Source organism: Micromonospora sp. NPDC093277 (assembly GCF_044765245.1).
Classification (GTDB): Bacteria; Actinomycetota; Actinomycetes; order Mycobacteriales; family Micromonosporaceae; genus Micromonospora.
Map to the genome: position 1 here is coordinate 135,082 of NZ_JBIWJO010000007.1, position 12,728 is coordinate 147,809.

At 71.6% G+C, this 12,728-nt stretch carries 15 protein-coding genes and 1 pseudogene; 7 read left to right on the forward strand and 9 right to left on the reverse strand.

Annotated features, from left to right (window positions below; genetic code table 11):
• Window positions 1-95: 95 nt before the first annotated feature.
• The 4 genes from rpsI to ACIRG9_RS17170 all read right to left on the reverse strand — a co-directional run bounded on the left by rpsI (window position 96) and on the right by ACIRG9_RS17170 (window position 1,832).
• A complete protein-coding gene (rpsI, locus tag ACIRG9_RS17155; protein ID WP_089005246.1) occupies window positions 96-560 on the reverse strand; it encodes a 30S ribosomal protein S9 in 465 nt (154 codons plus the stop codon).
• A gap of 20 nt (window positions 561-580) precedes the next feature.
• A complete protein-coding gene (rplM, locus tag ACIRG9_RS17160) occupies window positions 581-1,024 on the reverse strand; it encodes a 50S ribosomal protein L13 (protein WP_089005245.1) in 444 nt (147 codons plus the stop codon).
• A 267-nt stretch (window positions 1,025-1,291) separates the two neighbouring features.
• Window positions 1,292-1,585: a hypothetical protein gene (locus ACIRG9_RS17165; RefSeq protein WP_402856428.1), complete on the reverse strand. Its 294-nt coding sequence runs from the start codon at window positions 1,583-1,585 to the stop codon at window positions 1,292-1,294.
• A complete protein-coding gene (locus ACIRG9_RS17170) occupies window positions 1,575-1,832 on the reverse strand; it encodes a DUF6364 family protein (RefSeq protein WP_402856431.1) in 258 nt (85 codons plus the stop codon). The genes ACIRG9_RS17165 and ACIRG9_RS17170 overlap by 11 nt, the downstream gene beginning before the upstream one ends.
• A gap of 221 nt (window positions 1,833-2,053) precedes the next feature.
• Here ACIRG9_RS17170 and ACIRG9_RS17175 point away from each other — a divergent pair, with 221 nt between their 5' ends.
• The 5 genes from ACIRG9_RS17175 to ACIRG9_RS17195 are packed head-to-tail and all read left to right on the forward strand — an operon-like array spanning window position 2,054 to window position 5,243.
• The gene (locus tag ACIRG9_RS17175) at window positions 2,054-2,398 is read left to right on the forward strand and encodes a YbaB/EbfC family nucleoid-associated protein (protein ID WP_402856434.1); all 345 of its coding nucleotides are present in this window, start codon (window positions 2,054-2,056) and stop codon (window positions 2,396-2,398) included.
• Window positions 2,395-2,799, forward strand: a complete 405-nt coding sequence (locus ACIRG9_RS17180) for a YbaB/EbfC family nucleoid-associated protein (RefSeq protein ID WP_402856437.1) — start codon at window positions 2,395-2,397, stop codon at window positions 2,797-2,799. Before ACIRG9_RS17175 ends, ACIRG9_RS17180 begins: the two co-directional genes overlap by 4 nt.
• A gap of 21 nt (window positions 2,800-2,820) precedes the next feature.
• A complete protein-coding gene (locus ACIRG9_RS17185; protein ID WP_402856440.1) occupies window positions 2,821-3,156 on the forward strand; it encodes a hypothetical protein in 336 nt (111 codons plus the stop codon).
• 36 nt (window positions 3,157-3,192) lie between these two features.
• The gene (locus ACIRG9_RS17190; protein WP_402856443.1) at window positions 3,193-4,191 is read left to right on the forward strand and encodes a hypothetical protein; all 999 of its coding nucleotides are present in this window, start codon (window positions 3,193-3,195) and stop codon (window positions 4,189-4,191) included.
• Window positions 4,188-5,243 carry a hypothetical protein gene (locus tag ACIRG9_RS17195; RefSeq protein WP_402856446.1) on the forward strand — a complete coding sequence of 352 codons (1,056 nt, stop codon included), beginning with the start codon at window positions 4,188-4,190 and terminating at the stop codon, window positions 5,241-5,243. The genes ACIRG9_RS17190 and ACIRG9_RS17195 overlap by 4 nt, the downstream gene beginning before the upstream one ends.
• Window positions 5,244-5,247: 4 nt before the next feature.
• Here ACIRG9_RS17195 and ACIRG9_RS17200 read toward each other — a convergent pair whose 3' ends face one another.
• Window positions 5,248-5,943 carry a class I SAM-dependent methyltransferase gene (locus ACIRG9_RS17200; RefSeq protein ID WP_402856449.1) on the reverse strand — a complete coding sequence of 232 codons (696 nt, stop codon included), beginning with the start codon at window positions 5,941-5,943 and terminating at the stop codon, window positions 5,248-5,250.
• Between the two features lie 266 nt (window positions 5,944-6,209).
• Here ACIRG9_RS17200 and ACIRG9_RS17205 point away from each other — a divergent pair.
• Window positions 6,210-6,449: pseudogene (locus ACIRG9_RS17205) on the forward strand (uroporphyrinogen-III synthase); the annotation flags it as partial.
• A gap of 37 nt (window positions 6,450-6,486) precedes the next feature.
• Here the strand turns inward: ACIRG9_RS17205 and ACIRG9_RS17210 are convergent.
• From ACIRG9_RS17210 to ACIRG9_RS17225, 4 genes are all read right to left on the reverse strand, one after another.
• Window positions 6,487-7,110, reverse strand: coding sequence for a GTP-binding protein (locus tag ACIRG9_RS17210; RefSeq protein WP_402856452.1), 624 nt, complete (start codon window positions 7,108-7,110; stop codon window positions 6,487-6,489).
• A complete protein-coding gene (locus ACIRG9_RS17215) occupies window positions 7,091-7,453 on the reverse strand; it encodes a DUF742 domain-containing protein (RefSeq protein ID WP_091125064.1) in 363 nt (120 codons plus the stop codon). The genes ACIRG9_RS17210 and ACIRG9_RS17215 overlap by 20 nt, the downstream gene beginning before the upstream one ends.
• A gap of 65 nt (window positions 7,454-7,518) precedes the next feature.
• Window positions 7,519-7,926 carry a roadblock/LC7 domain-containing protein gene (locus tag ACIRG9_RS17220; protein WP_073834895.1) on the reverse strand — a complete coding sequence of 136 codons (408 nt, stop codon included), beginning with the start codon at window positions 7,924-7,926 and terminating at the stop codon, window positions 7,519-7,521.
• A complete protein-coding gene (locus ACIRG9_RS17225; RefSeq protein WP_402856457.1) occupies window positions 7,923-10,946 on the reverse strand; it encodes a nitrate- and nitrite sensing domain-containing protein in 3,024 nt (1,007 codons plus the stop codon). Before ACIRG9_RS17225 ends, ACIRG9_RS17220 begins: the two co-directional genes overlap by 4 nt.
• Before the next feature lie 448 nt (window positions 10,947-11,394).
• On the opposite strand from ACIRG9_RS17225, the gene ACIRG9_RS17230 reads away from it, so the two are divergent.
• Window positions 11,395-12,576: an ABC transporter substrate-binding protein gene (locus tag ACIRG9_RS17230; RefSeq protein WP_402856461.1), complete on the forward strand. Its 1,182-nt coding sequence runs from the start codon at window positions 11,395-11,397 to the stop codon at window positions 12,574-12,576.
• Window positions 12,577-12,728: the final 152 nt, after the last annotated feature.

The following is a 12,728-nucleotide window of genomic DNA, read 5'->3' on the forward strand; positions in this document are numbered from 1 at the left end:
AAGTGCCGTTGAGAGAAAGCAAAACGGCCGGGCCCACCTCCCGGAAAGGGAGGCGGACCCAGCCGTCCGTCAGAAGTACAAGGCGCTGCTGATGATCAGCGCTTCGAGTACTGGGGAGCCTTACGGGCCTTCTTGAGGCCGTACTTCTTGCTTTCCTTGACCCGGGCGTCACGGGTCAGGAAGCCGGCCTTCTTCAGGGCCGGGCGGTCGTCCGGCTCGCTCACGATCAGCGCCCGCGCGATGGCGAGACGCAGCGCACCGGCCTGGCCGGTGGTGCCGCCGCCACGGAGGTTGGCGATCACGTCGAACGCCTCGGCCTTCTCGGCGGTCACCAGCGGGTCCTTGATGAGCTGCTGGTGCACCTTGCTCGGGAAGTAGGCCTCGAGGTCGCGGCCGTTGCAGGTGATCTTGCCGCTGCCGGGGACGATGCGGACCCGGACGATGGCCTCCTTGCGCCGACCCACGGTCTGGATCGGGCGGTCGCCACGGGGCGCGCGGGCGACGGGCGCCGGCGCCTCGGTGGCCTCGGGGGCAACCTCGGTGACGGTGATGTCGGTCATGCTGCTTCCTTCGCCCGCGCTCACTGCGCGATCTGCTTGATCTCGAACGGCACCGGCTGCTGCGCGCCGTGCGGGTGCTCGGCGCCGGCGTAGACCTTCAGCTTCTTGATCAGCTGACGGCCGAGCTTGTTGTGCGGGAGCATCCCCTTCACGGCCAGCTCGATGGCCCGCTCGGGACGCTTGGTGAGCAGCTCGTCGTAGCCGACCTGCTTCAGACCACCCGGGTAACCGGAGTGGCGGTAGGCGATCTTCTGCTGGCGCTTGTTGCCGGTCAGCGCGACCTTGCCCGCGTTCACGATGACGACGAAGTCGCCCGTGTCGACGTGCGGCGCGAAAGTCGGCTTGTGCTTGCCACGCAGCAGCGTGGCGGCGTGGGTCGCCAGGCGGCCCAGCACGACATCAGAGGCGTCGATGACGTGCCACTGACGCTCGATCTCACCCGGCTTCGGGCTGTACGTACGCACAGGTCTACCTTGTCTCGTCGTCGGTCTGGGGTCGCGCGCCGAGGTGACCGGGGCGTCCCAGCCGAACCAGCGCGCACGAACGACCAAGCGTACCTGATGCGGCACGCCTCTGAATGTCGTACAACAGCAGGCAACGATACCCGGCCGTCCGGTGGCAGGTCAAAACGGGGTGTCACCCCGCATGGCCAGCGATTTCGGCATGACGGAGGTCACTCGGCGGACAGCCTACGCGGACCCGTCGGCCCGACCACCACCCGGCCGGGCCGGTCAGAGCTCCTGGAGAATGCGCAGCGCCCGACCGACCCGCTGCATGGTCTCGGTGTCGGCCACGTCCACGCACTCGGTGAACCACTTCTTCATCGGTGAGGAGAGCCGGTCGGGCATTACGACGTAGCCGTCCATCGGCACGGCCAGGGGCGAGTCGCGCAGCAGCGACTCCTCGACCACTTCCGCCACCATCACGATCGGCACGTCGGTGGAGTTGTAGACGTCGGAGCTGATCACCAGCCCGAGCCGTTCCCGGGCGCCCGAGATGCGCCAGACCTCGCCCCTACGCAGCACGCGGCCCGCCGCCGAAGAGGGCGTCGTCGATCATCGCGGCCTCCTGGGCGTCGGCCAGGGCGGCGGACTCCAGATCCAGTCCGGCGCGACCGACGGCGGCGGCGTGCGCGGTGAAGACCTCGCGCAGCGCCTTTTCCCGCGCGGCCTGGTCCATCCAGGCGGAGAGGGAGAGCCCCTCCCGCTTGGCGAACCGGCGCGCCTCCTCGATCGTCTCGTCGGAGAACGACAGCGTCACCTTTGCGGTCATGCCCGTGAGACTACCCATTGGTATGACCGTCAGTCATCCCCACTCGCATCGGTCGGCGAACCGGACACCGCGCCGCGATCCGGCAGGAGGGTGACCCATCGGCCGAGCGGGCGGTCCTGTCCGTCATCCGACCGGCTGGGGGCGGACAGGAGAGCCCGCCCACCCCTAGGGTGCTCAGTGATCCGCATCGTTGCATCCCGGATCGGAGGAGGTGTCCCACCGTGGACCCGCAGGCCATCACCGAACGGGCGCGCCGGATACGGGCGGCGGTCGCCGCGGCGTCGACGGAGCTGACCAGCGAGGACCACGCAGTGACGGTCGTCGTCGGCCCGGGCGGCTCCGTCCGCGAGCTGCACCTCAGCTCGCGCGCCTTCCGCTACTCCGGGGCCGAGCTGGGCGACCTGGTGGTCCGCACCATCCGCGAGGCGAGCGGGCTGCTCCAGCGGGACCTGACGGAGACACTCGGCGAGCTGACCGACGGGCACACCCGGGAGCCCTTCGCCCCGCTGCCCACGCCCGCGCAGCTGCGGGCGGAGCTGGACCGGGACCCAGGTGCGGACCGGTGACCGGGCAACCGCGCGAGTTCCGGCACCCGGACGAGGTGCTGGCGTTCCTGGACGGGATCCGGCAGCACAACCGCGAGATGGTCGAGCGCTACGAGCGGTTCGCCGAGCAGGCCGGCGGGTTGACCGGTGAGGGCTTCTCCGCCGACGGCACGGTGCGGGTCGAGGTCGACGAGAACGGCCAGGTGGCCACCGTGGACATCGCGGACGCGGCGCTGCGGCACGGCGGTCGCCTCGCCGGGATGATCCTCGGCGCGATCCGGGAAGCCCAGGCGGCCCGCGCGGTCAAGCTCGCGGAGCTCGGCGCCGAGTTCGGCGGGGTCTCCACCGTCGAGCTGGTCCGCGAGGCGATCCCCGAGCACATCCGGGACACCATCGACCAGCGCGACGAGCGGCGCTGGTGACCGAGAGGAGAGGAGGCCGGCATGGGTGGTGGTGACGGCGTCGTCGTCCCGTCCGACAAGCTGACCAGCACCGCCGAGGTGCTGAAGGCGCTCGCCACGAGCGCCGACCAGATCGCCGACGGCCTCGCGCAGGCCGACCCGCCGGACGTGCTCTGGGGTGCCCTCGGGGCGGTGTTCATGAAGGGGTCGTACGACGCCAAGGCCGACCAGGCACGGGACCACGTCCGGGCGATCTCGAAGGCGCTGACCTCGCAGGGCGGCGCGGTCAAGGCCACCGCCGACCGCTACCAGCAGTTGGACGAGGCGTTGCAGCAGGCGTTCCAGCGGTTCCAGGACAAACTCTCCGGCGGCAAGTGATCCGCACCGCATCGATCGGCACCGGGAGCAGCACTCGTGACGAGCAACGATGACGACGCCTACCTGAGCAACAACTCCCCCGCCGACGGCCAGTACGCCGGCAATCTCGGTATCACCGACGCGATCGACTACCGGTGGGACTCGGTGGTGCCCCTCGCCGGATCGGTCAAGAGCCTCTACACCGGCATCTCCGAGGGCGAGATGACGGACGTGTGGGCCGGGGCGACCGACCTGATCGGCAACGCCGTGACGTTCGCCGCGGACCCGTTGAACTGGCTCATCACGGCCGGTCTCTCCTTCCTCATCGATTTCGTGCAGCCGCTGGAGGACCTGCTCAGCCTGGTCACCGGCAACGCGGAACGGATCGAGCCGTACGGCGGGCAGTGGGAACAGCTCGGCCGGGCGCTGGTGCCGCTCGCCGCGGCGATCCGGCAGGCGGCCACCGACGACCTGATCGAGTGGGCGGGACGGGACGCGACCGCCGCGAAGACCCGGCTGCTGGAGTTCGCCGACGCCGTCGAGGCCACCGGCGGCGAGGCGGCCTCGATCGCCGGCCTGCTGACCCTCTTCTCGAAGATCATGACCGCCGCGCAGCAGCTCGTCATCGCGATCATCGCCACCCTGATCGAGTGGATGATCATCGAGTGGGCGGTGGCGATGGCGGCCGCCGCGCCGACCTTCGGCGGCTCCGTCGCCGCGGCGGGCGCGGCCACGGGGGTGCAGGCCACGGTCGCGACCAGCCGGGCCGTCCGGATCATCGACAAGGTGGTGTCCCTGCTCCTCAAGATCGGCCGGCTGCTGGAGCGGGTGCTGCCCGCCGCCCTCCAGGCGAAGGTCGCCTCGAGCGTCATCGACATCGGCAGCAGCGCGACCCTCTCCACCGTCGGCAAGATCGGCATCGGCGTCCTCGCGGACTGGCGCAACTGGGTCAGCCCGCTCTCCGCCGCCAGCACCGGCATCGCCGGGGCTGTGACGTCCGACGGCCCCGGCATGACCGACCAGCAGATCGACGACGCCCTGGACGTGGAGAGGTGAACCGCAAGGAACGATCGATCCCGGCGACCGGGTATCCGGAGGCGCCCGTGCTGCCCTGGTCGGCGGGGCAGCCACCGCCGACGCTCCCGGCCGGCACGGCCGGGATCTCGGTGCACGTGCGGTCCCGCGGCACGGACCCCGTCACCTGGGACGCGTACAAGGCGGTCGGGGTGGACGACCGCCCGATGTGGCAGGGGCTGGGCCGGATGGTGGTGGTGACCGCCCCGGGCGAGCATCTGGTCGAGGTACGCGGACGCTTCTCGGCGGAGACCGTCCGCCGGGTACGGGTGGCGGCCGGGGAGATCGTCGAGCTGGACTGCTGGGCACCAGCGTCGTTCGGCCAGCCGGAGTCGGTGCTGGTGCCCACGCCCGGCGGCCGGCGGCCGGGCGCTGGCGCGTGGGTGGTGCTCGCGCCCATCGCGGCGCTGGCCGCGTTCGCCCTGGGGGCCACCCGGGCGGGCCTGCCGGTGACCCCGCCGCTGGCGGTCGCGCTCCTGCTCAGCCCCCTGCTGGCCGTGGCCGTGGTCAGCCTCGTCAAGCGCCACCTCGACCTGGCCTACCGGGTGCGGTCGTCCCGGGAGGCGGTCGAGGACGTCCGGGCCGCCGACACCGGGATGTTCCTCGCCGACGGGGCACCGCCGGCCGGGCTCACCGACGGCGCGCACGGCGCCCTCGTGGTGACCGGCACGGCCCGGCTCGACTACCGCTGGAACGGCATGCGGGTGGGCACGCCGGCGACCCTCGACCCGAACTCCTGGGTGCCGTGGCCGACGCTCACCATCGACGGAGCCCTTCGCCCGTTCTCCTGGCGTACCTGGGCGTACCGGCTGCCGGCCGGCGAGCACGAGGTCGTGGTGGCCGTTCACTCCCCCGCACCGGACCGGCCGGAGGTCAGCCGCGTAGCGGTCCGGGTTCGGGTGGCCGCCGGGCAGCTCACCCGGCTGCAACTGCGGGCGGACACCCGCACGGAGGTACGCGCGAACCACGGCCGGCAGCGCGTACCGACCGAGCTGGCCGGCTTCACCGCTACGGTCGAGCCGAGGGTGCGCTGAGAAATCAGCGGCGGCGACCCCCGAGGACGGCGAAGCGCCATTCCTTGAAGAAGCAGTCCACGTCGGCCAGGCCGGCCTCGGAGAGCCAGCGGCACTGGTCGGCGACGGTCGCGGGCCGGTCGTGTCGCATCCGCTCCCGGGCGGCGGCGATCTCCTCGGCGTCCGAGCCCAACTCGGTGATCCGAGCCGTCCAGGCCTCGTCGTAACGCCGGTCCAGGGCCGGGGTGGGGCCGGCCACCTGCTCGGCGTTGACGAACACCCCGTCGGGTGCCAGCGCCTCGGCCGCCCGCCGGTAGAGCGCCCGCTTGCCGTCGTCGGTCAGGTGATGGATGGCCAGGGCGGAGACCACCGCGTCGTACCGGCCGGCGGGCAGCGGGTCGACCAGGTCGGCGAGCACCGTCCGGTGCGGCACGCCCCGGGCGGCCAGGTGGCCGGCGGCCACCGCGAGCATGCCCGGCGCGGCGTCGACCAGGGTCAGCCGGATGCCCGGTACGGCCGCCGCCAGCAACAGGGAGAGCAGGCCGGTGCCCGCGCCCAGGTCCAGCACCTCCGGGGTACGCCCCGATGCGAGCGCCGCCCGCAGTGGCGGCGCGGCCACCTCGACCGCCGTGCCGTAGAAGGCGTCGAAGCAGGGCACCAGCCTTCGCCGGGCCTCGTCGTAGCTGCCGGCCACGGCATCGAACGCGTCCGCCACACTCATCGCGGCTCCCAGCATTCAGGATTGTTGTCTCATATTCTAACCCGTCTCGCGCGGTCCGTCACCAGCCGCGAGGGCGCACCCCTGACCGGACCGAAACAGGCGGGACCCGGACCGGAACCACCGCCGAGCATGGCACGCCGGTGGATGCCACCCACGGCTGGAGGAGTGAGGCGAGGCCACCCGGGCCTGCCTGGAAAGGCCATCGGACGTCCTGGTGGCCAACACCGGCATCGGGGGTGCGCGACGGCCGAGCCGCCGGTCAGCTGGGAGTACCGGTCAGCGCCCCACGCCGGGCGCGGCTGGACGCGCTGGTCCGGACGATCGTCGACCCGCTGCCCCGCCGGACCGTGACCGTGACGGCCGGCGGGCACCTGCATGCCCTGCGCGGGCACGCGGCGGTGGTGGACGGGGAGCCACGGCCACTCGGGGCGACCCCGATGGCCGCGCTGCGGGCCCCGCGGGTGGTGCAGACCGTGCTCCGGCGCGGCTACCGGCTCCGCGTGGACCGAACTGGCCCCGCGCGGGACCGCCCGCGCCGGAGCCTCAGCCGACCGAGGCCGGGTAGCCGTGCTCGTGCTCGGCCTGGAGGCGGAGCATGGCGTGCTCGACGACCGTCACCAACACCTGCTTGACCGACTCGCGGTTGCGGGCGTCACACCACACCAGCGGCACGTCCGGCGAGATCGCCAGCGACTCGCGGACCTCCTCCACCTCGTACATCGCGGCGCCGTCGAACCGGTTCAGCGCCACCACGTACGGCAGCTTGCGGTTCTCGAAGTAGTCCAGCGGGGCGAACGCGTCGGTGATCCGCCGGGTGTCCACCAGCACGGCCGCGCCCACCGCACCCCGGATGATCTCGTCCCACATGAACCAGAAGCGGGTCTGGCCCGGCGTACCGAACAGGTAGAGGATCAGATCCTGGGCCATGGTGATACGGCCGAAGTCCATGGCGACCGTGGTGGTCTCTTTGCCGGGCACCTTCGACGGGTCGTCGATGCCCACGCCGGCCGCGGTCATCAGCGCCTCGGTGGTCAGCGGAGTGATCTCGGAGATCGCACCGACCAGGGTGGTTTTGCCCACCCCGAAGCCACCCGCGACCACGATCTTCGCGGAGATGATCTCCCGGCTGCGGCTCGCCCCCGCGGGGTCATAGTTCGCGAAGTCCACTTAGCACCCTTCCAAGCAGGTTCATCCGCTCCTGGAACCCCGTCGCGGGAGCGGCAGTGTGTAGCGTCAGCAGGCCCTCGGCCACCATGTCGGCGACCAGCACCCGGGTGACACCCAGCGGCATCCGGGTATACGCGGCGATCTCCGCCAGCGACTGCGCCCGGCCCTCGCAGACCGTGGCAATGCGGTACTTGTCGTGCCCGGCGAACCGCGCCTCGGCCGACTGGGTGAAAGTGCACGACAGCACCGCCTCGAGCGCGATGTTCTGCAACGGCTCGGTGCGGCCACGGGTGACCGCATACGGTCGCACCAGCGCCCCACGTGGATCCCGCCGTGGTTCCATCTCGCGATCACCTCCCCTTCCGTATGGAGCCGGGCCGGCTCCGGGTCACCACGTCACGCCCCCGGTCAGGACCGGACGGCATCCCTGGGCAGCGGAACCAGGGCCTGGCCGACCCGCTCCACCAGCAGTGCCATCTCGTAACCCACCTGGCCGACGTCGCAGCTGCGGGCGGCCAGCACCGCCATCGACGAACCGTCGCTGATGGACATGAGGAAGAGGTATCCGCTGTCCATCTCGATGACCGTCTGGAGCACCCCGCCGGCACTGAACATCCGTGCGGCGCCCTCGGTCAGGCTCACCACGCCCGAGGTGATCGCGGCGAGCTGGTCGGCCCGGTCCGCCGGCAGGTCCCGGGAGGAGGCGAGCAGCAGCCCGTCCGCGGACACCGCCACCACGTGGGCGATGCCCGCCACGCTGTCGGCGAAGTTGGTGAGCAGCCAACCCATGTCCTGCATGGCCGCCGGCCTGTTCATCGGTTCGTCTCCTTGGTCGAGGTGCTGTTGATGTCCGCGCCGGCCGTCCGGCCCCGCTGAACACCGCGGTGGTAGGCCGACAGCAGGCCGCGTACTTCGTCCGGGGTGCGTCGGGCCCGGGACCGGCCGCCCTTGGGCTCGATGCCACCGGGCACCAGCTGGGCCTGCGGCACTCGCTTCGGCAGCCCTGAGCGGGTGGTGCCGCCGTCGTTGGGCTCCGCGGCCTGGCTGGCCCGTGACCAGCCTTCGTCGGCCGCGGTCCGCCAGGCGCTCGGGTCGATCGCCGGTCGCGGCGGCGGGGGCACGGCGGCGGGGGGCACGGCGGCCGCGGGCACCGCCGCCGGCGGCGTGTACGGCGGAGGCGTGCTCAACCCCGACGCCTGGGCGCCCGGGGTACGGGTCGGTAGCCGCGGTCCCGGCGAAGCCGAGGCGACCGGCTGCGTCGCGCGGGGCGCCGGCTCCTCGTCGAACTTCGGTCGGGTGAAGATCGTCGTCTCGTCGTTGCCGTGTGACCGGAACCAGACCGCTTCCATCTCCCGGAAGATCGGCGCCTCGGCCGGCTGTTCCGGCGTGGCCACGACCGGCGCGGCGGACGGCGCCGCCGAGACCTGCTGGTACGTCGGCGTGACCGGGTACGCGGGCGCGGCCACCGGGGCGGCCGGTGCGATCGCCTCGGTGTCCGCAGTCCGCCTCGGCAGCGGGTCGAGCGCGGGGTACGAGACGGTCGGTCCACCCGCCGACCAGCCGGTGCCGGAGACGGGGGTGGACGGCGCGGGCGCGGCCGGGGCGGGCGGCGGCGCGCTCGGCAGCGCACCGGTCACGCCCCCGAGCTGCACGGCCGGGCCGGTGTCCCGGGCCTCGGCCTGCCAGCGGGCGGGCGGCGGCGTGGCGGAGGTGCGCCACTGGTCGGTGGTGAGGGTCGCGGTGCCGCCCCGCTCCGCGCCGGCCAGCGGGTCGGCGGCGGAGCCAAGCTGGCTCAGTGGGGCCTGCTCGACGGCGAGCGGCTGGCGTGCCGGGGGCAGCGAGGCCTGGCCCCGGTTCGCCGGCAGCACCACGGCGGAGTTCGGCAGGGTCACCTGGGCGACCGTTCCGCCCTCGACGTTGCGCCGCAACTCCACTCGAATGCCGTAGCGGGAGGCGAGCCGGCTGACCACAGCGAGACCCATCAGCCGGAACGCGGCCACGTCGACCGTGGGCGGGGCGGCCAGACGCCGGTTCAGCGAGTCGAGCTGCTCGTCGCTCAGGCCGAGGCCGCGGTCCTCGACCTGGATCAGCACGTAGTCCCGGATCCGTCGGCCGTCGGCGACCACCGTCGTGTTCGGCGGCGAGAACCGGGTGGCGTTGTCGAGCAGCTCGGCGACCAGGCGGACCACGTCGTTGACCGCGTGCGAGGCGACCGAGATGTCGGTGTCGACGGTGCCGAACTCGATCCGGTTGTAGAGCTCCACCTCGGACTGAGCGGCGCGCAGCACGTCGACCAGGAGCGCGTCGTCGCGGCGCGGCACGGCCGAGTCGGCGCCGGCCAAGACCAGCAGGTTCTCGTCGTTGCGGCGCATTCGGGTGGCCAGGTGGTCCAGCTCGAAGAGCTGGGCGAGCCGCTTCGGGTCCTCCTCGCCACGCTCGATCGCGTCCAGCTCGCCGATCATCCGGTCGACCAGGTTCTGCGAGCGCCGCGCCAGGTTGAGGAACATCGCCGAGACGCTGGTCCGCAGCGCGGCCTGCTCGGCCGCCACCCGGACGGCCTCCCGGTGAACCACGTTGAAGGCCGCGGCCACCTGGCCGACCTCGTCGCGGTTGTTCAGCTTGATCGGGTCCCGGACCTGCTGGACGATCTCGTCCACTCCGCCGTCGCCGATCGCGTTGACGTTCTGCAGCCGGCTCACCGCGTCCGGCAGGTCGTGGTTCGCCACCGACAGAGCGCCCTCACGCAGCCGGCGCAGCGACTCGTTCAGCGAGCGGGCGAGCACCACGGCCAGCGTCACGGCGATGGCGAGCGTGAGCAGGACGAGCAGGCTCTCCACGACGGCCTGCCGGATGACGTCGGCGCGAACCGCGTCGGCCTGGCTGAGCAGCCGCTCCTGGAGCCGGATCTCGGCCCACCGCATCAGGTCGTTGACCGCGCCGATGGCGGTGGCCGCGGGGTCGCGGCCGACCAGCGAGGGCTTCCCGATCGAGCGGGACAGGTCGTTCGCCACCCGGTCGGAGAGCTGCACCGCGTCACCGGAGACCGTGCTGTCCACCAGGGACCGCTGGGTCGGGTCGGCGGACCGGGAGAAGGAGAGCAGCGCCTCCTGCTGGGCGGTCAGCGTGGCCAGGATCGAGGAGAACTGCTCCTCCTCGATCCGTCCGCCGCTGAGCGCGGTGAAGACGACCGCCTGCTCCTCGGCGACCTGCGCCTTGGCGTGGGCGAACGCGGCCACCGCGCGGCGGGCGTCGGCGATGCTCTCCGCGCCGGGCTGCTGGGCCAGCGTGTCGCCGTACGCGACGAGGTCGTCGAGGACGATGCCGTAACGCAGGCTCACCTCGGCCACCGGCATCTGCTGCCGGTCCAGCACCTCCTGCCGGGTGCCGTTCAGCGTGGCCAGGTGGTCGTCGATCACCTTGAGTCGGTCCCGGACCGAGGCCGGCACGCTGCCGAGCTGCTCCCGCTCGCTCCGGTACGCGGCGACCCGCTCGTCGGTGGCCCGTACCCGCAGGTTGAAGGCCTCTTTGTTGTCCCGGTTATCCCGCGTGGCCAGGTAGGTGGCCGCCGCCATCCGCTCCTTGTGCAGGTCCTGGGTCAGCGCCGAGATGTCGATCGACAACGCGGTCAGCGACCGGATCTGGCTCGCCTCGTACGCGCCCTGGCCGACCGAGACGAGTCGGATACCCGCCAGCGCGATGACAGCCGCGACCGGAACCACCAGGATGAGGGCAAGCTTGGACCGGATGCGCGCATCACGAAGCCGAGGCAGTCCCCGTCGCCGCTTTCGCTGATCGGCATTGGGACGCTCGGGCAGGGTCGTAGGTCCGGTGCTCACGACATCGCCTCCGTCGTATCTTCCACGCCCGCCCCGCCTACCCGTGCCTGGTATGGCGGCCGGCGCCACGCGCGGCACGGCCGCGATTTCATCAGAGAAGATCCCGTTTGGGAAGCCGCAGTGGGACTGGAAACGGTGCGTGGCCGTTCATCCCGCGATCCGGTCAACTAATACCTTCTTTTCCCCAGGCTCCTGAACTGGGCATGTCACCCCAGCGTGGCCGGTCGCATCTGTGCAGTGATGTTGTATCGATATTCCGCATCCCCAATATGTGGGATGAGCGTCCCGAAAACTACTACCCACATCCGCGCTTGACCACAGCGCCCGGCATTGGCAAGGTTTTGCAGGCTTCGCGCACACCGTACGGCATACCAATCCCGTCACTCCAATGAGGACGGACAAGCGGCGGTGACCGGGCGCAGGCCCGCGCCGCACCTGGAGGACTGAGTTGAGCCCCATCCGCTCCGCGAGCATCGCGGTGCTCGCATCGGCCGTGCTGGCCGCCACACTCACCGGATGTCAGTTCGGCGGCGAGCAGGAGGACACGAGCCCCATCGTGATCGCCGCGGACCTCGAACTCTCCGGCGCCTCCGCTCCCGTCGGCAAGGTGTACCAACGGGCGCTGGAACTGAAGGTCGAGCAGTTGAACTCTTCCGGAGCACTAGGCGCCCGGAAGATCGAACTCAGGGTGAAGGACAACCGATCCGACGCCGCCGAGTCCTTGCGCAACATCAACGATTTCAGCGGCGACTCCAGCGTGAGTGCCGTCATCATGGGCGGCTGCAACGAATGCGCGGTCCAGGCCGGCCGGACGATCGGCGAGAAGAAGGTTCCGACCATCGCGCTCGCCGCCTCCAGCGCCGTCACCGAGCCGATCGCCGAGCATCGCTACATGTTCAAGCTGGCTCCGAACGCGACCGACAGCGCCGCCGCCCTCACCGCCGAACTGGGCCGAAACCAGATCCGCAAGGTCGGCCTGCTGTACAGCGACGACAGCTACGGCAAGGAGGGGCGCGCCGCACTGAGCCGCGAGCTGGACAAGGCCAACGTCAAGCTGCTTCGCGCCGAGGCGGTACGCCCGACCGACACCGAGGTCAGCGGCCAGGTCGCCTCGCTGGTCGCGAAGAAGCCCGACGCGCTGGTCATGTGGACCTCGCCCGAGCAGGCCTCGCTGGCGGCCGCCAGCGCCCGGCAGGGCCGCTACGCCGGCTCGCTCTTCTTCGACGCGGCGGCGGCCGGTGAGCTGTTCCTCGGCGCCTCGGCCCGCTCGACCGAGAAGGCCACCCTGATCTTCACGCAGACCATGGTGATCGACGACGTCATCGCCACCACCCCGGCCAAGGCCGCGCGCCGGCAGTGGTTCCAGGACTACACCGCACGCTTCGGCGGCTACCACGGCTCCTCGTCGTTCGCCGCCGACGCGGTCCAGCTCATCGTGGACGCCGAGCTGCGCTCCGGCAGCGCACCCGGCAAGATGAACCGGGACGCCCTGCGCGACGTTCTGGAGACGTCACAGCTCGACGGGCTCTCCGGCCCGATCCGGATGACCCCGGACAACCACTCCGGCCTGATGCCGCAGGCGCTGACTCCGCTGGTGGCGCGCGGGGGTCGCTGGCGACTCGCCGGCTGAGGTTTCTGCTTGCGGTGGTGGTGTGGCCCCACCGCAACCGGCTCCGGGCGTCAGGCCTGATCCCTTCGCCGGTTGCGGTGGGGCCACACCCTTCAGTGGTCCCTCGCCGTCCGTCCGCTGCTGTGGACCTCGCGGGTCCACGGTCGAGGTCG